The 24,792-nt window shown below is 36.6% G+C and carries 25 protein-coding genes and 1 tRNA gene; 7 read left to right on the top strand and 19 right to left on the bottom strand.

Annotated elements, in window-relative coordinates; genetic code table 11:
* Positions 1–314: 314 nt before the first annotated feature.
* Positions 315–3,179, bottom strand: a complete 2,865-nt coding sequence (locus QUH73_RS04210; RefSeq protein ID WP_289529213.1) for a tetratricopeptide repeat protein — start codon at positions 3,177–3,179, stop codon at positions 315–317.
* A gap of 434 nt (positions 3,180–3,613) precedes the next feature.
* Between QUH73_RS04210 and QUH73_RS04215 the strand changes: the two genes are divergently transcribed.
* The gene (locus tag QUH73_RS04215) at positions 3,614–4,276 is read left to right on the top strand and encodes a phosphoadenylyl-sulfate reductase (protein ID WP_289529214.1); all 663 of its coding nucleotides are present in this window, start codon (positions 3,614–3,616) and stop codon (positions 4,274–4,276) included.
* A gap of 39 nt (positions 4,277–4,315) precedes the next feature.
* A complete protein-coding gene (locus tag QUH73_RS04220) occupies positions 4,316–5,233 on the top strand; it encodes an NAD-dependent epimerase/dehydratase family protein (RefSeq protein ID WP_289529215.1) in 918 nt (305 codons plus the stop codon).
* An 88-nt stretch (positions 5,234–5,321) separates the two neighbouring features.
* Here QUH73_RS04220 and QUH73_RS04225 read toward each other — a convergent pair whose 3' ends face one another.
* The 8 genes from QUH73_RS04225 to QUH73_RS04260 all read right to left on the bottom strand — a co-directional run bounded on the left by QUH73_RS04225 (position 5,322) and on the right by QUH73_RS04260 (position 14,219).
* Positions 5,322–5,696, bottom strand: a complete 375-nt coding sequence (locus QUH73_RS04225) for a hypothetical protein (protein WP_289529216.1) — start codon at positions 5,694–5,696, stop codon at positions 5,322–5,324.
* A 114-nt stretch (positions 5,697–5,810) separates the two neighbouring features.
* Positions 5,811–6,911 carry an AI-2E family transporter gene (locus QUH73_RS04230; protein WP_289529217.1) on the bottom strand — a complete coding sequence of 367 codons (1,101 nt, stop codon included), beginning with the start codon at positions 6,909–6,911 and terminating at the stop codon, positions 5,811–5,813.
* Between the two features lie 145 nt (positions 6,912–7,056).
* The gene (gene lon, locus QUH73_RS04235; RefSeq protein ID WP_289529218.1) at positions 7,057–9,510 is read right to left on the bottom strand and encodes an endopeptidase La; all 2,454 of its coding nucleotides are present in this window, start codon (positions 9,508–9,510) and stop codon (positions 7,057–7,059) included.
* 189 nt (positions 9,511–9,699) lie between these two features.
* Entirely contained in the window at positions 9,700–10,890 is a 1,191-nt protein-coding gene (locus QUH73_RS04240; RefSeq protein ID WP_289529219.1) for a GlmU family protein, read from the bottom strand.
* A gap of 102 nt (positions 10,891–10,992) precedes the next feature.
* Positions 10,993–11,256 carry a type B 50S ribosomal protein L31 gene (locus QUH73_RS04245; protein ID WP_101308277.1) on the bottom strand — a complete coding sequence of 88 codons (264 nt, stop codon included), beginning with the start codon at positions 11,254–11,256 and terminating at the stop codon, positions 10,993–10,995.
* An 86-nt stretch (positions 11,257–11,342) separates the two neighbouring features.
* A complete protein-coding gene (locus QUH73_RS04250; RefSeq protein WP_289529220.1) occupies positions 11,343–12,557 on the bottom strand; it encodes a GNAT family N-acetyltransferase in 1,215 nt (404 codons plus the stop codon).
* A 110-nt stretch (positions 12,558–12,667) separates the two neighbouring features.
* A complete protein-coding gene (locus tag QUH73_RS04255; protein ID WP_289529221.1) occupies positions 12,668–13,417 on the bottom strand; it encodes a Bax inhibitor-1/YccA family protein in 750 nt (249 codons plus the stop codon).
* 127 nt (positions 13,418–13,544) lie between these two features.
* Positions 13,545–14,219, bottom strand: coding sequence for a DNA alkylation repair protein (locus tag QUH73_RS04260; RefSeq protein WP_289529222.1), 675 nt, complete (start codon positions 14,217–14,219; stop codon positions 13,545–13,547).
* 135 nt (positions 14,220–14,354) lie between these two features.
* Between QUH73_RS04260 and QUH73_RS04265 the strand changes: the two genes are divergently transcribed.
* From QUH73_RS04265 to QUH73_RS04285, 5 genes are all read left to right on the top strand, one after another.
* Positions 14,355–14,430 (top strand) — tRNA-His (locus QUH73_RS04265).
* 14 nt (positions 14,431–14,444) lie between these two features.
* Entirely contained in the window at positions 14,445–15,722 is a 1,278-nt protein-coding gene (locus tag QUH73_RS04270; RefSeq protein ID WP_289529223.1) for a tyrosine-type recombinase/integrase, read from the top strand.
* 94 nt (positions 15,723–15,816) lie between these two features.
* Complete coding sequence (locus tag QUH73_RS04275) at positions 15,817–16,173, top strand: type II toxin-antitoxin system RelE/ParE family toxin (RefSeq protein WP_289529224.1); 357 nt, start codon at positions 15,817–15,819, stop codon at positions 16,171–16,173.
* The gene (locus QUH73_RS04280) at positions 16,163–16,453 is read left to right on the top strand and encodes a helix-turn-helix domain-containing protein (RefSeq protein WP_289529225.1); all 291 of its coding nucleotides are present in this window, start codon (positions 16,163–16,165) and stop codon (positions 16,451–16,453) included. Before QUH73_RS04275 ends, QUH73_RS04280 begins: the two co-directional genes overlap by 11 nt.
* 155 nt (positions 16,454–16,608) lie before the next feature.
* On the top strand, positions 16,609–17,808 hold the full coding sequence (locus QUH73_RS04285) for an IS256 family transposase (protein WP_289529226.1): 1,200 nt from the start codon (positions 16,609–16,611) through the stop codon (positions 17,806–17,808).
* A gap of 79 nt (positions 17,809–17,887) precedes the next feature.
* On the opposite strand, the gene QUH73_RS04290 is transcribed toward QUH73_RS04285, so the two are convergent.
* The 10 genes from QUH73_RS04290 to QUH73_RS04335 form a co-directional block, all read right to left on the bottom strand.
* Positions 17,888–19,717 carry a hypothetical protein gene (locus QUH73_RS04290; RefSeq protein ID WP_289529227.1) on the bottom strand — a complete coding sequence of 610 codons (1,830 nt, stop codon included), beginning with the start codon at positions 19,715–19,717 and terminating at the stop codon, positions 17,888–17,890.
* Entirely contained in the window at positions 19,704–21,452 is a 1,749-nt protein-coding gene (locus QUH73_RS04295) for a zincin-like metallopeptidase domain-containing protein (RefSeq protein ID WP_289529228.1), read from the bottom strand. Before QUH73_RS04295 ends, QUH73_RS04290 begins: the two co-directional genes overlap by 14 nt.
* A gap of 2 nt (positions 21,453–21,454) precedes the next feature.
* Complete coding sequence (locus QUH73_RS04300) at positions 21,455–21,700, bottom strand: hypothetical protein (protein WP_289529229.1); 246 nt, start codon at positions 21,698–21,700, stop codon at positions 21,455–21,457.
* A 115-nt stretch (positions 21,701–21,815) separates the two neighbouring features.
* Complete coding sequence (locus tag QUH73_RS04305; RefSeq protein WP_289529230.1) at positions 21,816–22,115, bottom strand: hypothetical protein; 300 nt, start codon at positions 22,113–22,115, stop codon at positions 21,816–21,818.
* Positions 22,116–22,131: 16 nt separating this feature from the next.
* The gene (locus QUH73_RS04310) at positions 22,132–22,725 is read right to left on the bottom strand and encodes a glycoside hydrolase family 108 protein (protein ID WP_289529231.1); all 594 of its coding nucleotides are present in this window, start codon (positions 22,723–22,725) and stop codon (positions 22,132–22,134) included.
* A gap of 4 nt (positions 22,726–22,729) precedes the next feature.
* Positions 22,730–23,284, bottom strand: coding sequence for a hypothetical protein (locus QUH73_RS04315; protein WP_289529232.1), 555 nt, complete (start codon positions 23,282–23,284; stop codon positions 22,730–22,732).
* The gene (locus tag QUH73_RS04320) at positions 23,278–23,448 is read right to left on the bottom strand and encodes a hypothetical protein (protein WP_289529233.1); all 171 of its coding nucleotides are present in this window, start codon (positions 23,446–23,448) and stop codon (positions 23,278–23,280) included. The genes QUH73_RS04315 and QUH73_RS04320 overlap by 7 nt, the downstream gene beginning before the upstream one ends.
* Positions 23,449–23,450: 2 nt before the next feature.
* The gene (locus QUH73_RS04325) at positions 23,451–23,774 is read right to left on the bottom strand and encodes a hypothetical protein (protein WP_289529234.1); all 324 of its coding nucleotides are present in this window, start codon (positions 23,772–23,774) and stop codon (positions 23,451–23,453) included.
* A 2-nt stretch (positions 23,775–23,776) separates the two neighbouring features.
* Positions 23,777–24,106, bottom strand: coding sequence for a hypothetical protein (locus QUH73_RS04330; protein WP_289529235.1), 330 nt, complete (start codon positions 24,104–24,106; stop codon positions 23,777–23,779).
* 86 nt (positions 24,107–24,192) lie between these two features.
* Entirely contained in the window at positions 24,193–24,789 is a 597-nt protein-coding gene (locus tag QUH73_RS04335) for a hypothetical protein (protein WP_289529236.1), read from the bottom strand.
* Positions 24,790–24,792: the final 3 nt, after the last annotated feature.

The raw sequence follows: 24,792 nt of genomic DNA on the forward strand, positions 1-24,792 counted from the left end.
TTCGTGTAAGGCAACACGAATATCCTCAACAAAAAAGATTCTATAAAATTAAATGAACTAAGTTTTGATGTTTACTTGGCAAGAGACCAAATAACAAATTGCCTACCTGCTAATCATCAGGTAAGCAACAAGCGATTTTGTTCTCTTTATCTTTTTAATTTTTAATGTACATCAAACTTTATTTTGATGTACATTAAGATAAAGTTTGATGTACATTAAAAATAATTATTACCTAGATAAAACAAATAGATTTACCTGTACACATTAAGAAATACTACTTAAGAATGTATCACAATAAGCTTACTTAAAAAGTTTTAATTGGAATGTTCCTTTATATACTCCGAGGGAGTACAACCTTGAATCTCTTTAAAGCATTTGGAAAAATACGAAGTGTCGTTAAATCCGGTAGAAAAACAAACATCACTAATATTCACATCCGGTTTCAATAAAATTTCCGATGCCATTTTTATTCTTTGCGTTCTGATGAATGCAGTAGCCGACAGTCCGGTTAATGCTTTTAACTTACGATGAAGTTGTGTTCGGCTCATTAAAGTCTCCTCGCAAAACTGATCGACAGTAAAATCGGGATTGTGTAAATGCGCTTCCAGAACTTTCTGCAATGTTCTGGCAAATTTCTCTTCTTCTGATGGAAACACAATATTTAAAGGACTGATAACTATTTCATTTTGATACTTTTTCTGCATCTCTTTTCTTGTGGCAATTAGTCTTTCAACCTTAACAATTAAAGCCTGAGCATTAAATGGTTTTACAATGTAATCATCTGCACCGGATTTAAGACCATCCAATTCATTGTCATCACCAACTTTGGCAGTCAATAAAATAATTGGTATGTGATTGGTTTTTACATCTGCTTTTAAGCAGGAACAAAGTTCAACACCACCAACTTTTGGCATCATTACATCCGAAATAATCAAATCAGGAATATATTCAATTGCCATCCTAACACCAATTTCCCCGTCTTCAGCTTCTAAAATTTTGTATTTATGAATAAAGTAAGTCTTGATGTATTTCCGCATATCTAAATTATCCTCAACAAGCAATAATACGGGCAAATCTTCAATTTTCATCTCATTTTCTTCTTCCGGGTTCAAATCTGAATTTACTTCATAAAACTGCTCCTCTTTTTTTGCCAGAGGTAAAAGCGACAATTCATTTGCCTTAAAATGCTCTTTAGACGTAGGCAACAACAATTCAAATTGGATAATTTGACTATTGGAACAACTAACCTTTATAGGTGCGCGGTAAAGAGCACATAATTCCTTCACTAAAGAGAGTCCGATACCGGTTCCCTGTGTTTCGTTTTCGCCTGCACGATAAAATCGATCAAAAATATGAGCCAATTGCTCTTTGGTTAATGTGCAGCCCGAATTACTTACAATGATTTTAATATGATCATTAAACGCGTCAAGCTTCATTTCTACATTCCCATTTCCAGGAACAAACTTAAATGCATTGGATAATAAATTGGTAATGATTATTTCGACAATATTCGTATCGAACCAAACATCTCCTGATTCATTTATTTCCAATTGATAATTTATCTTTTTCTCAGATGCCTGGTAAATAAACGAATTTGAGATTCCTTTTAGTAATGTTGACAAATCGCCTTCCTGTGCCGAGATAGCAAAATGGCCTGCATCAATTTTAGAGAGGTTTAACAGTTGATCGACCAATGCAAGTAATCTATTGGTATTACGCAGAATCAGTTTCATTTCATCTTGCTCCTCATTACTATGAGGCCGGGCTAAATGCTTTTCTACCGGACCTGTTATTAATGTTAAAGGGGTTCTAAATTCATGGGAAATACTACTGAAGAATTTCGATTTCATCTGATTGACTATCTGTAACTCTCTTGAAACCTTTTGTTTGTTCTTGTATAAATAATAAAAAAAAGCAGCCAATCCTCCAAAGAGCAATAGCAGAACTCCAAACTGATTTCTCTGCATTTTTTTAGACTCCCCAATTAATTGATTTCTGGTATTTAGCAATTCGATCTGATGTGTTTTATTTTCCGATTGATATTTAAATTCCAAATCATTCATTACACGTACAGTTTCGCTGTTGTATAACGAATCGGTATAATTCTTAGTCAGTAACAGCGCATCACTTGCCTCTCGAAATCTTCCCGTAGCATAATAAATCTCGTACAACACCTGATTGGCAAACATCAAATTATCAATAGAATGAATTTTTTTTGATAATTCTCTACCTTCCAATAAATTCTTTTCAGCTTCTTTGTATCTCTTTAATTTTGAACAAACATTTCCGTGTCGAATTAAAATGGTACTCAAATATCGCTGATCATTTTTTTTCCGTTGTAAATCAAGCGCTTTCTCATAATACTCATACGCTTTTTCATACTCATTCTGAAACATTTTCACCTGCCCCAACAGCTGATAACAAATTCCTTCGCCAATAGGATTGCCACGAAAGTTTGCCAATTCTAATGATTTGTTCACGTAATAAATCGCAGAATCAGGTTCATGAAGATCAAGATAGACTTCGCCCAAATTGCCATAACTGATCTCTAAATGATATTTATTCTCACTACTCAATCCATACTTTAAAGATTCCCGAAAATAAGATAAAGCCTTTTTATATTCTTTTTGTACCAAATAGATATTTCCAATTCCATTTTCAGCAATTGCCTTGCCATATAAATTGTTAGTAAATTTTGTTGTACTTATTGATGAAACAAAATAATTAAGAGCCTCTTCGTTCCGATCCGTTTTTCGACAAACAACCCCCAACTCATTGTATATTCGCCCTAATTTGTAATAATCTTTTATTTTATGAGCAAAAGGCAATGATTTTTGATAGTAATATTTAGCAGAATCGTAGCCATGCGTATATCGATGGTTTACCCCTATCCGATAATATATTTCTGCCAGGCCAGTAGTATCCTCATCTGTTTTAACTTTATTCAAAAGCAGATGTAAATAGGACGAATATTCATCTTTTAAGATTTTCCTGTTATCAGATACAAGGCCGATTACGCTATCAGAATTTTTCATTTTTCCCTCAACCATAATCAGCTCGTTTATGGCTGCTTTCAAGCTATCTAAATCATGAAACCGGACTTTCTTATAATCATCCTTAGAATAAGCTTCAGTAATTAGTATCGCGAAAAGAAAGAAAAGAAAGAATTTTTTTATCATATTAACAATTATAAATCTTCTTACATAAACAGCTAAAAAACACACGTTAAATATAACACCAATCCTCAATAAGTTGCCAAACTCTGTAAAAAATTACCACAAACATTCTGAATGAGTGAATTTAAGACAAAAAAAATGCGCATACAAATATATGATCAGAACTTAACAAAACAATAATCTTAGCTCAAATTTTAAACCCAAAATATTCTAAATTCATCAAACATTAATCCGAATTAATTATTTGCCATACTACTTTACTAAAATTGATTGAAAACCTTATACTGCAACTTATATTATAAGTTCAGCATTTATCGGTTATCCGAAGCTACTCTCCCATCAAAATCTCCAAAATTTGGAATATTTATTAGTATCTTTACCGTCCTTTACATACACATTTACCCGCCTTTTATTTAGCAAGGCAAAAGGATTTTACAATGGATTTTGAAAGCATAAAAAAGAAACTGGAGCAATACAAAACCGAAGGAAAGACGATGTTTACCACATCCTCTTTTCAGTCGCACAGTCTTGTTTTACTTCATATTATCAGCCGAATAGACAATACCATACCTGTATATTTTATCAATACCGGATTTCTATTCCCTGAGACCATTCAGTTTAAAGATCAAATCGCCAAAGAATTTGGATTGAAAATTATAGATGCAAAATCTTCAGTGCCAAAAGCACAACAAAAAGATGCAAAGGGAAATTTTCTTTTCACCTCTGATCCTGACTACTGTTGTTTCCTAAATAAAGTACAACCTCTGGATGCTGTTTTGGCTGATCACGATGTTTGGATCAATGGTGTTCGGGCAGATCAGTCGGCTGTTCGAAAAGCGATGAACATTGAACAAGATGCTCCTCATGGTGTCATCCGGTTTCACCCGATGTTAGACTGGAGCAAGCAGGAAATTTACAAGTACATTAAAGAATACAATCTTCCCCGTCATCCGCTCGAAGCAAAAGGTTACGACAGCATTGGATGTGAGCCTTGTACACGAAAAATGACTCTGGGAGATGACCGGTCGGCACGATGGTTTGGAATGAAAAAAACCGAATGTGGCTTAAATACCGATTTGGTGATTAAAAAAGATAAGTAATAATTACAGCTAATAGTCCGAAATTAAAACACAGATACAATGAGAGTATTAATTACAGGTGGTGCCGGTTACATTGGCACCGAATTATGCATAAAATTGAATCAGAACCCTGATGTAAAAGAGATTATTGTATTGGATAATCTGCATCAAGCCAACTTCAATCTGTTTTTACACTCCCAAATAAAACCTGGTAAACTAACTTTTGTTAGAGGTGAACTTTTGGATTCAAGAACTCTCGATAAAATTATAAAAGATGTAGATGTAGTTTATCATCTTGCTGCTGAAAATTCGGACAACGATAAGCTCCATCATCTTCATGAGCAGGTTAATAACTGGGGAACCGCTGAGTTGGTTTATGCCATCGAAGAAAGCAATGTAAAACAATTGATATACGTTAGTTCAACCGCTGTTTACGGTTATTCTGATAATGAATTTGATGTTTACTCAATTCCTGAACCAACCACTTCATTGGGAAGTTCTACTTTAAGAGGCGAACAACATGTTGAGCGAATCATGTCGAAAATAAACACTCAAATTATTCGTTTGGGAAATGTTTTTGGTTACGGCGTAAGCATGAATATGAAAGGAATTCTAAACAGTTTATTTTTCGATTCACATTTTGTGGGGCGTATTTCAATCCACGGAAGTGGAAACCAAAAACGTCCGTTTATTTCTCTGGAAAAAACCAGCAGTATTTTAGCCAATCTTTTAGGTGGAAAATTAGATTCAGGAGTTTATAATTTGGTGGAATACAACAAATCAATTATGGATTTAGTGGAAGTTATGCAAGTGCAAAATCCAGACATGGAAATGATTTTTACCAACCAACATCTTGAATTGCCTCAGCAATTGGTTGCTGTTGATGAGCGAATTATGAAATTGTACAAAGGAGAAAAATCAGGCTTTGAAGAAGAATTAAAAATACTAAAAGATCATTTTGAGGCTTCAAGCATATAAAAGCTATTGGTTATACATTTGCTGCCAGATACAAAAAAGCTTGATTCGAGAATGAATCAAGCTTTTTTTGTTGTTCTAACACTGGTTGCTATTTTATTCTTTTGTAAAATACTGTAGACTTTAATGGATCTGAAGTTCCAGAACCTAATCCTAGTGTATTCTCATCAATAAACTCAAGCTTAAATTCCTCACTCGTATCTAATCCATAAATAGAAAATAACCCGGCTCCAATTTTCTTTTCTGTCAATCGAAACTGAAAGTTTGAAGACCTTTTAATACTACTCACGAGAACATCTCCTGGTTCCAAAAATAAGTTCACGTATTTATTTGAGTTAATATCCAGAACCTTACCTACAAAATCACCATTTTCGGTACGCTCTATAGATACTTTGATTCCATCCAACATCGAACGTCCTTTCAACTCCCAAACTCCAATAAACTTATCATCCGATACTTTTTTCATGTTTTCAGTATCGCAATTCGTAAAAAACAGAGCAAAGAATACCAGTAAAATATTTTTTAAAAATATGCGGTAACATTTCATTCTTAACTTAAGAATTAATTCATTAATAATTACTTATATTTTCTCCGTTAATTTCTTTACAAACCGGTATTTGTTGAAAAACTCTTTTGCGATAACACGCAGAATTGTGTAAGATGGTATTGCCAGCATCATTCCTAAAATACCTGCCATACTACCTGCCATGATAATCACAATAAAAATCTCGAGAGGATGAGCATTTACGCTATTGGAATAAATTAAGGGCTGAAACAAAATATTATCGATCATCTGAACCGTTGCAAATACAATTGCCATATATCCTAAAAGAGGAACAATTCCTGTATAAAAATCGACATCTAAATTGGTCGCAATTCCAATAATCATCCCAAAACAGGCTCCAATGATTGGCCCAATGTAAGGAATCACATTCATAATACCTGCAAACAGACCAATTACAACTGCGGTACTAAAAGGCAAACCAACAATGGTAAGACCAATGGTTACCATAAAGCCAACCAGTATTACTTCAAAAAACAGTCCTACAAAATAACGCATTAACAGTTTTTTTATCGAATCCAATACATGACGAACACCTTCTTCGCTGCGGGCCGGAACCAAAACCACAACTCCCTCGGTAAACAAACTGCTATCCTTCAAAAAGAAAAAAGTAATGAAAGAGATCGAAAACAAAGCAATAAATGCATTTCCCAAAGTACCAACAAGAGAACCAAAAATATCAGAAACATCAGATATTTTCACGAATGATGAAATATTTTTAACCAGAACTGCTTTCAGGTCAAAAGTCTCGCCATTGGAAGAATACTTCACCACAAAAGCTTCTATTTTTTGCATTGGTTCTTCAAGGCTTTGAACCGCGGCATTCACATCTATACTTGACAGATCCTGCGCCTGCGATGCGATCATTGGAATGAAAATGCGGAAGAACATGATCATGACCATCCACAAAAGAATGAGTGTTATCCCCGCCGACAGAACTGTAGGAAATTTCCATTTCTTAATTTTTAAACCATTTAAAAAGTCGACAACCGGACGTCCGATGAAAGAAAGAACAACCGAAATTAAAACGTAGGTTACTATGTTACTGAAATACCAAAACAATAGCCCTAACAAGATTAAACCAAGAACTACAATAAAATATTTTCCTTTTTCATTCATAGGTAGACGATAATTTTTGTCTGTTGAGTATCTCAAATAAGAATAATTAATTGCACAACAGTTTAAAAGTAAGAAATTTTATGGTATAAAGAATCCGAAACAAAAAAAGGCTTTCTTTCGAAAGCCTTTCCCAATTTACGCCAAATTAAAATTTTATGGGATTATCTACCTTCTGTTTCATCAAGGCAATATCCAAAACTTCCATAATCTCATCAACAAAGTGGAATTTCAGACCTTTTAAATAAATATCCTTAATTTCCTCAATGTCTTTTTTATTCTGATTGCAAAGAATGATCTCCTTAATTCCAGCTCTCTTGGCTGCAAGAATCTTTTCTTTAATTCCGCCTACCGGCAACACTTTTCCACGAAGTGTAATTTCACCAGTCATAGCCAGGTGTTTTTTTACTTTACGTTGTGTGAAAATTGAAGCCATAGCAGTCACCATAGTAACACCAGCCGAAGGTCCGTCTTTTGGGATTGCTCCTTCAGGTACGTGAACATGAAGATTCCACTCATCAAAAGTTTCCTTTTTAATGCCCAATGCACCACAGTGTGCCCTCAAATATTCTTGTGCCAGCAATGCTGACTCTTTCATTACATCGCCCAAATTACCGGTTAGAGTTAATTTCCCTTTACCAGCCGATAAACTCGATTCGATGAACAAAATTTCACCGCCAACCGAAGTCCACGCCAAACCTGTTACAACACCTGCGTATTCATTTCCTTGATATTTATCTCTGCTAAAGATTGGAGCGCCCAAAAATTCTTTAAGATCTTCAATCTTTACATTAATATCATATTCCTCTTCCATTGCTACCTTACGGGCAACACGTCGCATCACTTTGGCAATACGCTGATCCAATGCTCTTACGCCGGACTCTCGAGTATATTTATCGATGATTTCAGCAATTACTTCTTTCGAGATTTTAATATTCCCGGCAGTAATTCCATGATTATCCATCTGCTTTGGAATCAAATGACTCTTGGCAATCTGTACTTTTTCTTCCTGAATGTAACCACTTACATCAATCATTTCCATACGATCGCGAAGAGGTGCCGAAATCGCCCCCACGTTATTAGCTGTAGCTACAAACATCACATTCGATAAATCGTAATCTACATCCAAAAAGTTATCATGAAATGCACTATTCTGTTCAGGATCGAGAACCTCCAATAAAGCAGAAGATGGATCTCCTCTAAAATCATTACTCACTTTATCAATCTCGTCTAAAATAAAAACAGGATTGGATGAACCGGCTTTTTTCATACCCTGAATAATTCTTCCTGGCATTGCACCTATATATGTCTTTCTGTGTCCGCGGATTTCTGACTCATCATGCAATCCACCTAGAGACATTCTGGCATATTTCCGATCCAAAGCTCTCGCAATAGATTTTCCCAAAGATGTTTTACCAACTCCCGGAGGTCCATACAAACATAAAATCGGTGATTTTAAATCTCCTTTTAGTTTTAATACAGCCAAATGCTCAATAATTCTGTCTTTTACTATTTCCAAACCGAAATGATCCTGATCCAGAATTTTCTGAGCTCTTTTCAAATTGAAATTATCTTTGGTGCATTCACTCCATGGTAAATCAAGCAACTCCTCAAGGTAATTTAACTGCACCGAATATTCTGCTGAAGCAGGATTCAAACGTTGAAGTTTATTCAATTCTTTTTCAAAAACAGCAGCAACTTCGTCGGTCCATTTTTTAGTTTGTGCCCTTTCTTCCAACTCTTCTACATCCTGTTCGTTTGGACCTCCGCCCAACTCATCCTGAATGGTTTTCATTTGCTGATGCAGCAAGTACTCTCTTTGCTGCTGATCCATATCAGTTTTTACTTTGGTCTGAATATCATCTTTCAGCTCCAAAACCTGCACTTCACGAACCAATAACTCCAAAAGCTTCATTGCTCTGCCGGCAATTTCCTCAATCTCCAGCAACTTTTGTTTCTGATTGTGCTTTATTTCAGAATTACTTGAAATGAAGTTGATTAGAAACGAAGACCCTTCGATATTCTTGATCGCAAAACTAGCCTCATTAGGAATGTGAGGCGACAATTTAATCACCTTAACAGCCATATCCTTAACCGAAGATATAAGAGCTTTAAACTCATTATCCTCCTCCTCTGGACGAATATCTTTCAGTGTTTTAATCTTAGCAATATGGTAAGGTTCCTCTGAAATCATTTCCTGCAACTCAAATCTCTTTTTACCTTGTAAAATAACTGTGGTAGAACCATCAGGCATTTCCAAAATTTTGATAATTTGAGCAACCGTTCCAATTTTATAAATATCATCAAAATGCGGATCTTCAACACTCAAATCTATTTGAGTGGCGGCTCCCAACATCCCCTTCTTGCTGTATACTTCACGAACTAATTTCAAGGATTTCTCTCTTCCTACCGAAATAGGGATTACTACGCCAGGAAATAAAACCGTGTTCCGAAGAGGCAAAATTGGCAAACTGTCAGGAACAACTAGTTCGTCCAGCGCATTTTCATCCTCATCGGTTATAATTGGAATAAAATCTGAATCTTCATCCATCATATTCGTCAATGCGATATCACTTATATTGATTTCAATCTTTCTACTCATTATTTCGCTTGTCATGTTCTCATTACTCACTATAAAGAAAACAAACTTATGTCCTGTAAAAAGTGACAAAATGTCTGTTTCCACCAAAATTAATTGGTCACTATTTACTTGGCAATAGCTATGCCAAAATAAAAAATGAGTTCTATCAGTTAACAGAAAGAACTCATATTAATATAATAAGGATTTGTGCTAAAATGATTTCCGATACTCTTTTGTCATTTCAAATACATTTGTCAAGATATTTTTCTCCACCTCATTAAATTCCAAACCTCTGCGCTGCATTACCAAGTCAGCAACTTCGAAAGTTGCTTTTAAGCGATATTCCTTAAAACCATGATTGCCGCCCATTGCAAAAGATGGAATGAAATTACGGGGAAAGCCGGCCCCAAACACATTGGCACTCACACCAATAACAGTCCCGGTATTCAACATGGTATTAATTCCGCATTTGGAATGATCACCCATGATCGTACCACAAAACTGCAAGCCTGTTTTTTCAAAACTTTCACTTGAGTAGCTCCACAACTTCACTTCCGAATAATTGTTTTTTAAATTTGAATTATTCGTGTCAGCACCAATATTACACCATTCGCCCAATACTGCATTTCCTAAAAAACCATCATGAGCTTTGCTCGAATAACCAAACAATACCACATTATTTAGTTCGCCGCCACATTTGCAGTAGGGTCCTAAAGTAGTTGCTCCATATACCTTGGCTCCCATTTTTAGTTCCGCGTGCTCGCACATGGCCAAAGGACCACGCACCAAACATCCTTCCATAATAACTGCATCTTTTCCAATATAAATTGGACCATCAGCAGCATTAAGACTTGCGAATTCTACTTTTGCTCCTTCTTCAAGGAATACATTCTCTTTTCCAAGAACATTTACCGTATCGCTTATCTTCTGAGATTTTCTTCCTTTGGTCAGCAATTCAAAATCGGCACGAAGAGCCTTGTCATTGCTTTCAAATATATCGTAAGGCATTGCTATTCGATCAACAGCCTGCTCATACACAACTTTAACTTTTGCTTCAATTTCTTCCCTGTTCACCAACTCAACATCAGCAGCCAAAAAATTAGCAGCCAAAATAACTCCTTCCCTTGCAAGATACTCTCCCACTTTTAAGTTCAAAATTGCATCTTTCAACTTCTCATCAGGAAGTACAGAACCATTAATCAATACATTTTGTTCCTGAACTAAAATTGGATATTTTACAGATAAATAATCCTGCGTAGAATGACTTAAGCTGGCGGCAAGATATTTCTCCCATTTTTCACGAATGCTTAAAATGCCAACCCGAATCTCAGATACCGGACGAGTAAATGTGAGTGGACGCAGATCATTCCATGTCCCATCATCAAAAAGAATATAATTCATTGTAGTAGTAATTTAAATCCGAAGGATTTTTATGCATGATCAAAAATAAAAAAAAGCCTCGAATAATCGAGGCTTTTTCTTAATATGGTAGATTTTTTAATCTTACTTCTTGTTACCGTCCATGTGTTTCTTGTAACGATTCATGAACTTATCAACACGACCAGCAGTATCTACTAATGTCATCTTACCTGTATAGAAAGGGTGAGATGTATTAGAGATCTCAAGCTTAATAACTGGGTACTCAATACCTTCGAACTCAATAGTTTCTTTAGTTCTAGCAGTCGACTTAGCAATAAAAACAGTTTCGTTTGACATGTCTTTAAAAGCTACAAGACGGTAATTTTCCGGATGTATTCCTTGTTTCATTTTAATATCCTTTAGTTTCTTATAATCTACTTCCAATAGGCTGCAAAGGTAAATATTGTAATCTGTTTTGCAAAAGAATAAATAAATTATTCTTCACTTTCCATTACTTTTTTCTCTTTAGCCTTACTTCCCCTGTTTTCCAGAGGGATAATAGGTGTCCGTTTAAAGGGTTTATTAGGGTCAAAAAGCAAACGATAGGTATAATGCGTTTTCATTTTCACACCACCAACCGACTCATAAATGGAAACCATCTTCGGATTAAAGTCTCCCACCCACGAAAGTTCCACTTCTTTATAGTTCGGTTTTCTCTTCATCACTTTATCCATGTGCCAGAAAATTGCAGACTCAACACCAAATCTTTGATATTTAGGAACAACACCCATTATTGAGATTCGAGCGCGGGTAATTGTTTTCTTTTTTAAATGATATAAAAATTTTAGTTTGTTCCATAAATTAAATTTACCATCCATCTTTATCAATATCTGATTGATATCCGGCATCATCACAAAAAATGCAATTGGATTTTCTTCATGATAAGCAAACCAAATAAATTCTTCCTCAACTACTCCTTTTCCATCACGAGCCATTTTACGAATATCTTCAGGATCTATCGGCGAGAAATTATCATGAAATTTCCATGCTTCATTATAAATTGCAATTAAATCTTGAATGTATTTTTCCGATTTTGTATATGAAAAATGCTCAAAAGTAAATCCCGGCTTTTTAGCAACCCACTCAGCAATTTTCCAGAATCGCTCCGGGAAAGGTTTTTTTAAATCAAGATGATAGCTATACTGCTCAAAGAACACCTTAAAGCCATACTCCTCGAAAAATGCCTTGTAATATTTCTGATGATATGGCATTCCGAATCCCTGAGGCATAAAACCATCAACCAAAAGGCCCCAATGATTATCATTCTCGCCAAAATTCACCGGACCATCCATGGCTTCCATGCCACGATTCTTTAACCATTCCTTGGTTGTGTCAAACAATAAAAATGCTGCCTTTTTGTCATTTACACATTCAAAAAAACCACATCCGCCTGTCGGCTGATCAAAAGAAAAAGCTTTATTGGTGTTGATAAACGCAGCTATTCGTCCAATAACTTTTCCTTCATCGTTTTGCAATATCCATCGGCTTGCCTCACCATGCTTAAAGAATGAATTTTCTTTCGGATCAAATATACCTTCAATCTCAGCATCCAACGGACAAGCATAATTGGAATCATCCTTGTAAATGATTCTGGCAATATCTAAAAAATCTTTTTGATGCGTCTGATCTAAAACTTCAACTATCCTCACTCGATTCACTTTATTTAAGTTCTGTAATTTAGAAACTGTTTAAAATTTATCCTTCTTTTTTTATATGAAGAAATAAAATTTAACCCGTTTCTTTGGGTTTCAATGCAGATTTATCGTCTGGCCAATTTCGAGAGCAATCTCAACAATTCAACATACAACCAAACCAATGTTACCATTAGCCCAAATGCACCATACCACTCCATGTATTTTGGAGCTCCAGATTGCGCACCCTTTTCAATAAAATCGAAATCTAAAACTAAATTAAGTGCAGCTATAACAACAATAAACAGGCTAATTCCAATACTTAGTAAACCAGAACCATTTGCGATGTTTAAGCCAATGCCAAACATGCCTAAAATCCAGTTCAACATGTAAAATATAAATATTCCACCCGTTGCGGCAATCACACCAGTTTTAAATTTCTCAGTTGCTTTTATCAATCCGGTTTTATAAGCAAAAAGCATTGCAAACAAAGTGGCAAATGTTAAACCAACAGCCTGTACCACAATACCTGGATAGGTTGAATTCATCATTGCCGACAATCCGCCCAGCATAAGCCCTTCGGCTAAAGCGTAAAACGGAGCCGTATAAGGCGACCAAACCGGCTTAAAAGCAGTAGCAACGGCAAGAATTAAGCCTACAATTGCCCCACCGATTAACCATGGAATGATCACTGATGAATCCATAGAGTCATTGTACAATCCCCATGTGTAACTTGCTGCTGCTACCAGAAAAAACAGTAACAAACCAACTTTATTTACGGTTCCGCTTACCGTCATTGCTTCGCTGTACGATCCACTTCTTGATGCGTAAAAAATCTTTTCGCTCAGAACAGGATTAGAACTTTTTGTATATCCCATATGTGTTAACTCTTAATCTTTAAAATCTATTCTTAATTTTTTACAAAATATAGCTCAAATTTACTTTGTTTAATTTTCTTTTCCTAGATGTGAATGCCATATCACATCTTAAAATATCTTAAAAAACTTACAAATTAAGTTCATATTGAAGATCACCCCAAATCTCCTTCCAGTCCTCATCCTCTCTTTTCAATTCGCAAACCAAAGCAACAAGCTTATTCACAACAACATCTCCTCTTCGGGCAATTTTACCCAAGGCTCTTTTTACCTGATTAAAAAAATAAGCATCCTCGAATTTCTTTGGAAGCAATTCTATAAAATCGATAAACAGCCTGTCACTCTCCTCCTTTTTATCCATTGCCAGGCGTCCAACAACCATTACTGCACACACCTGTTTTGCTGCAGTATCACTTTTCACCCACTCTTTAACAAGCTCCTTTATATTAGGTATATACTGAAATAAATTCATACTTACTTGCTCCAACAATTCATTTGAATCCATCTCGGCGAACCATCGCTCTAACTGCGCTTCTGTCACTTTTTCCGGTTCTTCGAGAAGGGTTGCCACAATTTTCGATTCGCGAAAGCCTTTTGTCCATAATTTATGCGCTAAAAGATGATCCTTCTGATAATCTTTCCCTATTTCCCGCAAATTTACAATTGTTGCTCCCAATGCTTTTGGGTAGTTCAATCCAAATTTTTTCATTTCATGATGTGTCTCACCATTACGAAGAATTTGAATTTTCTTGAAAATTTCCTGAAACAATTCTTCTGTTTCTTTTCTATCGATAAAAAAATCCATTTTACTAAAATTAGTTAACTGCCTGCAAAGGTAGAGTTTATAATCCTTTCAGAATATATTTTTGTATTTTTTTCATAAAACACTTGGATAATAATTAAAGATTTCTCTATATTTGCACCGCATTAGAGCAAAAATGGTGATTGTAGCTCAGTTGGTTAGAGCGCTGGATTGTGGTTCCAGAGGTCGCCGGTTCGAGACCGGTCTTTCACCCTAGATAAAAAGTCAATGAAAATGCGCCTTACGGCGCATTTTTTTATGGCTAAAATTATAGACCTACTACATACCGAATATACGATCGCATATATCGTGAGAAAATACACAAGACCTAGTATTTATCCAAAAATAGTGACTTCAAAGCCACTTTCATCATTTACTGAAGATGAAAAAAAAGCTATCCTGAAAAAATACAAACGCTGGTATGTTTACTATTCATTTGAACATCCAACGGCAAAAACAACAACTGGACAACCTAAAAAAGTTCCACAAACTCCCATCTATTTTAATGTAAATCAAGATTACAAAGACTTTGACGAACGATTAAAGTTTCTGAAAATGGTTCGAAACAGTATTGAGAAGCTTTTGAAAGATGGATTTTCCCCCTACGAAACAGGAGAAACAGCAAGCGAACACACCGCACTTTCGGCACTGGACTTTGCTTTGGAGATTAAAAGGCCGGAAGTAAAGGGAACTACCTTTTCAGGTTACGAAACTAAAATTAACCTGTTCAAAAAATACATCAAGAGTCAGGGATATTCTCATTTATCAATAAAGGATATCAATAAAAGTATTGTTACCCAATACCTGAGAACGATAAAAAACCCTACCAACAGAAACAATACAAAAGGGGCTTTAAGTGCTATTTTTACAGTTCTTTCCAGCGAAGATTTAATACCCGTTAACTTTATAAAAGAGATTCAGAACTCAAAAAAAGAAGAAAAACCCGTAAGAATCTATACCGAGGAAGACGTGACCGAAATATCAACACTCTTAAAACAGCACGACCAAACACTTTTGATGTTTATAAAATTTGTTTCGTTTATGTTTTGGCGGCCTATTGAAATCCTTCGTATCAGACTGGAAGACATCAATTTTGAAAGAAATACGATTTCGGTTGAAACCAAAACAAAATCAAGCAAAACCAAGATTATTCCCAAATTATTGATTGACGAACTAGCAGAATTTGCAAAGGGAAAAACAGGCTTTTTATTCAAACCTGATAAAATTGAGAACTGGGATTTGTCCGAAGAAGACAAACGAAAATATTTCACCAGAAGATTTTCCAGATTCAGAGAGAAATACAATATCAGCAAAGATTTTAAGCTGTATTCATTCCGACACACCTACATTACTAAAATCTATTTAGAACTACGTAAAACGCTTTCCAAGCACGAAACAATACAACAATTGAGCCTTATCACAGGACACGAAAGTAAAGCTATCTTCAATTACATTCGAGTTAATGATGTTGAATTACCAGAAGATTACAGTAGTTTTTTGGAATAGATTTAACGAATATCAATTCTGCTGTTTTTTTGAATATGTAATTATTAACTAATACTCACTTTTAAATATGTAACTTTTAAGTTACCTTTGGCGTATGGATAGAATAAGAGAGGTTATTGCTTACGAAAATCATTTCGAAGATTTTTTAAAGGAGCAACCTAGTAAGGTGCAAGATAAAATCTTTAAAATCATAGAGATTATTGAAACTTACGAAAGAGTTCCTGTACAATATCTAAAAGCAATAACAGACACCAACGGACTCTACGAAGCAAGAATAAAACTGGCTTCAAATATTTGGCGTGTATTCTGTTTTTTCGATAAAGGTAAACTGGTAATCCTTTTAAATGGTTTTCAAAAGAAAACACAAAAAACACCGAAAAAAGAGATAGACAAGGCTTTAAAATTAATGAACTCGTATTACGAAGAAAAAGCAAAAGAAGATGAACACTAAAAGCTGGGCAAACATTAAGGATAGCGTTTACGGTGCTAAAGGAACCGACCGAAGAGATGAGCTTGAAAGAGATTTTGAAGCTACTAAAATAGGATTCCTTTTACGTAAAGCTAGAGAAGATAAAAACATGACTCAAAATGAATTAGCTGAGCTTGTAGATAAAAAGCGCACCTACATTTCAAGAGTTGAGAACAATGGCAGTAATTTAACTCTAAAAACTCTTTTTGATATAGTTGAAAAAGGTTTGGGCGGTAAGGTTAAAATTCAAATTGAATTATAAAAAGATATCAATAACATTGGAAGCAATAAAAAAAGAAGCCGTATCCCATGAAGTGTGTAAGTAAAGTTATTCTGATTTTTTCGGAGCCCTTTTCTAGCTCAAGAAAAAAATTGGAAATAACTTTACGTTAGTCTCATATTAAAAGCACACTTATTATGGAACCAAAAGATTTATTGACCGATGAAATTTTAAAGCAATTCAAAACAGGAAAACAGCTAAATGACTTTCTGATGCAGGTTCAAAAGCGAGGCATTGAGAAAATGCTGGAAGGGGAACTTGATGATCATTTAGGTTATGAGAAGCACGAAAAGTCAATTGCCGAGAACTCCAGAAACGGCTATGGAACAAAGAAAGTGCGAACAAGTCTGGGAGAGTCTGAAATCAATGTACCCCGTGATCGGGATGCTAGTTTTAACCCGATGATTGTCCCCAAGCGTGGCAGTATGGTTGAAGGTCTGGAGAATATCATTGTATCGTTTTATGCCAAAGGAATGAGCAACAGTGACATTGAACAGCAAATTCGGGAACTCTACAACTTTGATGTTTCTGCCAGCACGATATCCCGTATTACCGATAAAGTAATTGGAGACATTGTGGCCTGGCAAAACCGCCCATTAGAACCGGTTTATCTAATCGTTTGGATGGATGGTATTGTCTTTAAGGTGAGGGAGAATTCTAAGATCATCAACAAAACCATCTACATTGCCGTAGGACTCCGAAGAGATGGACTTAAGGAAGTCTTGGGACTATGGCTGGGTAAAAATGAATCCTCGGCTTATTGGTTGAGTGTTTTAACAGACATGAAAGCTCGTGGACTTGAGGACATACTAATTACCGCAACAGATAATTTAAACGGATTCACAGATACCATTCGTAACGTATTCCCACTGGCAACAACTCAAATCTGTGTGGTTCATCAAATCCGAAACACCTGCAGATACGTTGTATGGAAAGATAAGAAGGAGTTTACAATGGATCTAAAACTCATTTATGGTGCTCCTACTAAAAATGCAGCAGAGGCTGCCTTAGAGGATTTTGCCAACAAATGGAATTCAAAGTATTCCTATGCAGTAAAGAGCTGGCGGGAGAATTGGGAAGAACTGACTGCTTTTTTTGAATTTCCTCTGGAGATCAGAAAAATCATTTACACCACCAATTTAATCGAAAATCTGAATGGTAAAATCAGAAAGTACACAAAGAACAAATTGTCCTTTCCTTCTGATGATGCAGTAATGAAATCGGCCTATCTGGCCACAAGGGAAGCGACCAGAAAATGGACGATGCCAATTCAAAACTGGGGAGTGATACTCAATCAGTTTTTAGCTATATTTGAAGAAAGGGTCAGACTTAACTAAAGTCTAACCCTGGAAATATCACTTACACACTTTGCGGGACAGTGTCAAAAAAGAGAGCCGTTAAGCTCTCTTTTGTCGTTTATGGGTTTCTTTCTTTATAATCCTGCATTAATTCATCAAAAGTTGCAAGGGCATTTTTCCAGTATTTGTAAATGATAACTTTGGAATAATCGAACTGTTCTTCATCTAAAGGAATATAAACCTTTATTACTCCCCATGTAACCATATAGTTCGACTGTGGTTTAATATTCGGGCTTGCTGATATTGTAACATTTACTGTCTGAATCTCTTCAATGTGGTTCATGTTAGTACCCATATGAATGTAACAATACTTTCCTTTTACAGGGGTGTATGAACCGCTAAAAGTTTTAATACTCCCATAGAGTGTTTCTTTTGGCAGTACAGAACCATCGGGCAAACCATCCCAAATCGCTCTGGTAATCTTGATTGTTCTGTCTCCGCCAATAGGAACACCAGCAAAGTTAAGAGCGTTGTTCGTTTTATTGTAGCTGATTTTAAAGTCAAAATCAAAATCCTGCAAATAGCGTAGATTGTAATAGGTCGGATTCATTGAGCCAATCGAGGTAATTTGTTTTAAACCATTACTCTCTATGTATTCAGCCCCGTAACCATCGACCGGAGTTTCACCAAATGTTTCCAATAATGCCGTTTCCCAATACCGCCACATCGTTACAAATTCTTCTCTCCATCCGTCTGTGTTTACTGGTAGCTTTGCCCTTATCTGAGCAATACAGATTTTTTGATCTGTTTGTTTTGGTTGCAGTTTAATGGGTGAGCCGTCAGCCTCTATAATATATTCACAAGCAACTTTAGGAGCCTGATCACTTTCAACTTTTGCCATGATACCGAAATGAACCATTTCAGGCGAACCTGCAAAAGCATTGACAGGCAAATCAACGGTTCCCAATTGGAGTGCGTAAATTGCCCCTGTACTGGAAATTTCAATCGGAATTTGAAGAAAACCGTTTTCATCTGCACCCCTTGGCGTTACACGAATAAAATTCTTATCATCGAAATTCAAATCAAGCTGAAAGTTTTTCCGTATGGTGTAATTGTGCCGGATCGGATTCAATGAAGCTGGAACGGTTAACACCTCCCCGTTTTTCTCAATGGTGTAATTGTCAATTTCCACCGCTTCCGGTGCTGTTGGTTTTATTCTTTCTTCTGCCGGTGCAAGTGCTTTTTTCCAGTACTTATGAATGACAAAATCTTTAGCCTTTGGCGCAGTTCCATTTGCCGGAACGAATACAGATACCTGCATGATTGGAATTTGAGCATCGGTGGACTTTGGTTTAACCAAAACAGGAGAGCCTTGATCATTGAATGAAAAAACCATGTAAGTACTCAAAATGTCTGTGTCCGAAACATTCGCATCCACTACCCAATGAACACGCTTTCCCTTTCCTTTGTTATCGAAAACCGAAAAACTTAGTTTTTGATTCAAGATGGAAAGGTATTTTATCACGCCGTCATAAGCTATCTTTATCGTACGGGCACCACCCAAAGGAGTCAATTGCATGTCTTTGCCGTCAAAAGACAAATCAAAGTCAAAATCCTCTAAAATTCTCATATTTGTTCGCATAGCAAACATCGCTTCGGGAACACTTAGGTTATTTACGGTTTTGAAAATTGAATAGTCATCGGTATTGATAATAGTAGGTTTGGGAATTATCGGCTGTACCTCTTTTTCCAGCAAATCAAACCAATTGCTTTCCTTACTAAATTTATAGATCGCCCAACCGATTTTAACCTTGGGATCGCCCGAAGCGTCCAAAACTTTTACCTCTTGGCCGTCCTCCATTTTTTCAGAAGCCTGATCTCTTAATGCTATGTTTTTATAAATTTCATAGCTTGATTCTCCGGTAGTTGATGGTTTAGATATTCTCATTTTTCACTAATTTTTTATTGAATACATTATAAACTAAATCACAGGTATTGTAGCGGTTTTTCTCGCATTCGGCAAAACCGCCTTTTGCAACCTGAATCACAATGGAACTGTCATATTCGCTCATGATTCCACCCCGTACTGTTCCATTTGTGGTACTTTGGAAAATCACCAGCCAAATCACCTTAGGGTATTTTTCGATTAACCGACCGAAATCGGATTGATTCAGATTGTCGAGTTTTCCCCATGAATCAATGGCAATCACATCATACTGCTTTGCGTATTTTTCCAGTTGTTCCAGATCACTTTCAGCACTTACACTTACATTTTTGAGTGTTTTTTTCTCGATGTAAGAAATGTAGTTTCCGAATAACTCTGATTGCGGCGACACTTCCAGAGAAAGAAACAATGACTTCAGATTCCTGCCGGCAAACAAATTGATCAGCTGACAAAGCAAACGGGTTTTGCCGGCTCCCTTCTCCCCTCTGAGAACCACCGAAAATCGATTCCGCTCAAAGCCTCCAATAAATTTACCCAGTGCCCCGCCAAGAGCTGTTATTTGGGTGTTTGCTTTCCACTTAGCAAGATTAATCACCGTTTTATCTGCTGTTTTGGTTTGGGTATGGCCTAATAAAGTGAGCTGTTTGGCCTGTGGTTTTGACTGTGGCTTGGTCTGCTTTTTTGCTGTTTTTTCCACCGTCTTTTTTTCCTGAGTATCCGAAGCCCTTTTGCGCATGGAATCAGGAACCAATTTTTCAAGATCAATATCTTTTAAAAGGTATTCCGCTGCATCACTGGCAAAAGAGTACGCTTCCAGCAAAGAATGATCTACATTTTTAGTGCCTTTCAACCAGCCTTTTAAATACACCAGTGAATTCTGACGGTTGTATTGTAAGCCCAATTCCTCACAAATGATCATTGCCCCCATTTCTGCAACCAATTCTTCATTGGCATAACCAAGACTTTTCCCTCTCCCCAATCGTTTCGGGTTTTGAGTCGAGTGAGTGATTTCATGGAACAAAACAGAATAGTAGGATTCAATCTTTTTGAACGTATCAATCTTTACCATGTGAATGGATTCTATATTGTAGTCCATCAATGAATGTTTGTAATGGCAACTATCCGCCTGATCGTAGTAGAGTTTTGGAATCCGCTTTCTTTTCACCAGTTCTTTGATGAAATTTTCAACGTATTGATTCAATTCCAGCTTTTCAAAATGCTGAATTTTTAGTGCCGGTTTTTTAATTCCGCTTACATATTCAAGGTTAATTGCCCTGTGGTATTTAGGGAGAAAGTAATCTGCCGGCCTTGGCGTTTTGTTTGCCTTATCTTTCCACATGGGAACATAGGAAACAACCTGCACCGTTTTGCTTTTATCTTCTATGGTTCCACCATCTGCCGTCAGTTTTTTAAGGGTAATGAAAAACGGGTTTTTATTACTGTTTAAAGCCAGAGAAAGAATGTTGGAAAGGTTTTTATACACTCGTCCGCTAATGTTCCTGAATCCGGAAAGAAGCTTTCCCGATTCATCAAAAATCAAACCTGCTTTCCAAGGCTTTTCCCATTTTGTAAACAGGAAATCCTTGATATCATTTAGAAGCTCAGTTTTAAACTTCTCTTTGTCTTCGCTCCATCCTTCGAGCGAAACGTCAAGTATCCCCTTTAATATACCACTAAGGCTAAGCTTTTGGGATTGCTTAGCCTTAGTTTTTGGTTCTGTATTGAATAATCCTAACATACTTAATTGAATAAACGGTTGAAGAATCCTTGTTTCTTTTCAGGGGTTTTATTTTCCTGATCCTGATCGGTTTTTGTGTCAATCTCAATGGAACCGCCTTTTTTGGTTTTGATATCCTTGATCTCGATACGGGTCTGCTGAGCCGGAATTTGATTTTTTCCGTATTTGTATCCGATTGCCGTTCCAAAGCCTAAGCCCGTGGTGAGCAAAAGAATTGCTGATAGTATGGTAATTTTTCTTTTGAGCATGATGTTTGAATTTTAGTAGGTTTTTGCTGATGTACTTACAAATTGTTCCGAGGCGACTGAGCCGATACATGCACAGGTAAGTATGACCAGTTGCTGAATGTATTCAATGGGAATTTTAGTGATCGTTCCAATAAGTATAAAAACAATTAAGACCAGGGAAATCTGCCTTTTGAAACTCGGATTTCCTTTTACGTCCTGAAAGGTCTTTTTCAGCCAGTAACTCTGCGTTGTCTTGTTTTCCATTGTTGATTTTGTAGGTAATGATTTTGATATCCGCTTTGATTTCGGCCTGTTGCAGTAATATGGTTCTTAGTGTTGTATCGGTTTTGTACAACCAGATAAAACAAAAACATATTAAAAACACAATCAAGCTATGTTCTTTAGAGAAAAACCCTTTGATTTCTGTTGTTGTCATTTGCTTTTTTTATTGGTTAAAAAAAAACAGTCAAACCAACTAAAGCAAGCAATCCAAAAGAAACACCCGCCGTACTCAAATGAGATTTCAGGTAGGCAATCCGGTTCAGCCAGCCTCTTTTAAACTGCGGTTGTTGCTGAGCCAGTCTGTTAATGAAATTTTCCCGCTCAATCAATAAATTTCCTGCGATATCATCCTGATTGAAACGAGCCATTGCCGTTAGTGTCTTTTCTCCTACAATTCCATCCACCTGAAGGAATGCACCCAAACGATTCAGGACTGTTTGCAAATCTTTCACGGCTTTGCTTTTGCCGGAATTCACTGCATAATCAAAAAGCTGATTGGCTACCACCTGAGACATAAAACCACATTTCAGAGGTGACCAGAACTGTGCTTTGTAAAACTGCATAACTGACATGCTCAAATAGGAGAAAAAAGAATTTGTTTTGATGGGTTTTGCCTGTTTATCCAGAAACGCCCATCCTTTCCAGTCGGGAAAGGATACTCTTGAAATTCCTGCATAGGTTTCCCCGCCTTTGTCAAGTGGATTGTTTGAGTAGCCTCCCTCCATTTGTTCTGTAATGTGATAACTTATTCCAAATTGTGCCATGTATTTAAATTGTTACTCCGATTTTACTTAGTATTTCTCTTACTTTTCCCATTTCTCCTGTGTTCAGTTCATAGCTTAACTCAGAGGCTAAGTTTCTGCGCCTTGGCATTCCGTATTCTCTGGATACCAGTAACCAATCCGAACTGTTTTTCAAAAGCTTCAAACTGGCGTAAACTGCGCTTTCGTCCGTTCCTTCATCCCAGAGGTTTTGTGACCATTCCGGCTGAGTGTTTAAAAAAGCCTGAAACAAGCTGTTTGCGATGTTCTTGGCTGACATTTTGGACAGGCTCGGATTTTGCTTCTGATCTCTTAAGGCATCACTGATATCTGCCCTTTCCTTGCTTTCTTCTGCTTTGCGCTCTTCGTTCCATTTCTGACCGGTAACACTTTTGAACATATCGCCCATGCCGGAAACCATTTTATAACCCAAAAACAAAGCTCCAAAAGCTCCAAGAGCCATAGCAATATTTACTGCTGTTTTGCTTTTTGAATCCAAAGAGGAATAAGCTTGTTTCCCCTTTTTGGCGGTTTGGATTGCTTTTACGGGTAGTCCTAGCATAATCTACGGTGTTTGTGAGCTAGTTTTAAAAGCTTATTCATATCCTTACCTGAACCTTGAAAGAATTCAATAATCCGCAAGGACTGATCGTTTAGGGACTTTCCGAAGCTTTCTAAAAGTTCGGCTTTCTCTTTTTTATTGAATGTTTTTTTTTCCTCTGCCATGTTTATTTGTTTTGAACAATTACTGTATTTCTACTTACTCTTTCTGCCTCAGAAAGCGGGGTCTGAGAAATCAGGAACAAGCCTTCGTTCTCAATGATTTCCGTATCCTCAATCAAAACATAGAAGTCCGTTTCCTCTGTGATATCCTGAACCTCCAAGCTTTCTTTCTTTTCCAGCGGATAACCTATTTTGCTGGATGAATTCGTATAAAGTATTACAGGGGCTTTGGTTTTGTTGGTTACTATTAAAGATTTGGAAGCCGGCACACTTACTTTTTGTTTTGTGCCGGCTCCCACAATTTTCTGTATGTCTGCAAAAAGTCTCATACTTACTCTTTTTCCAAGGTGAATACTAAAGCTCCTTTTATCGCTGTACCAGTGGTAAAAGAAGTGGCAATCCGAATGGAATTGTTCGAAATCGGCTGTTCCAGAATCATTTCTTCACGTCCTGAACCGATTTTGTAATATTCCAAGGGAACACTTTCAACGATGGATGATTTGCCGTCATGGGTTTTTAGTTCCAAATCCAGACTTCCCCCGTTTTCGCCTATCCATGAAACTGCTTTCAGGTGACTGTAATCATCAAAACTAACCACCTCGTTTGAGGTTGTTGTTGGATCACCAGCTACTTTATTAATGTTGTAAACAAATCTTTTCATTAGTTATTATTTTCTGGTAAAAATTCACCACCGCAAACAGGGTGGTGAATCTTAATGACTATTAATAAATGTTTTAACGGCTTCTGCTAAGCGTGGTTTTCAGTGATTTTGTACCCAACAAAAGCAACTTCAATCACAAGGTCTTCCGTGTCTGCACAAGGAGCGTTGAAGATGTTCAATTCAGGCAAAATGGTTTGATTCGGAGCAATGATAAACGGGCTCACTTCATATGCCATATCAACTGCTTTGTCATCACCTGCCAGCTCAGGAGACATATGACGTAAAACGGCTTTCATTTTCTCTTTGTTGGCTACCTTGATCGATAACTCATTGTTGTAAAACACTGGATTTCTTGCAGTAGAACCAACTGCAAAAGTTTGAGCTGAAATGTCGCTTTCATCTTTTAATACTGTTCTTGAACTTGCAGTCGAAATTAAAATACCTGTAACAAGGAAAGCTGTACCACCTGTCAATCGGGCTGAATCGATGTTTCGAACTCCGTCTTTTTCTACATCCTGAGGTTTCATTAATTGCTGAATTCCTGTTTTTCCTGACAATGCTCTGCGGAAAAACAAAACATCTTTTTCAATTTGTGCTCCGTCAGTATCAAAAGTGATCTGCTTGTTTGATTTTGCAATCGCTCTTACGTTTGCTTTTTCTTCTAAAACTTTTACTAATTCCATACT

Origin of the sequence: Labilibaculum sp. K2S (assembly GCF_030372765.1) — a bacterium.
Lineage (GTDB): Bacteria > Bacteroidota > Bacteroidia > Bacteroidales > Marinifilaceae > Labilibaculum.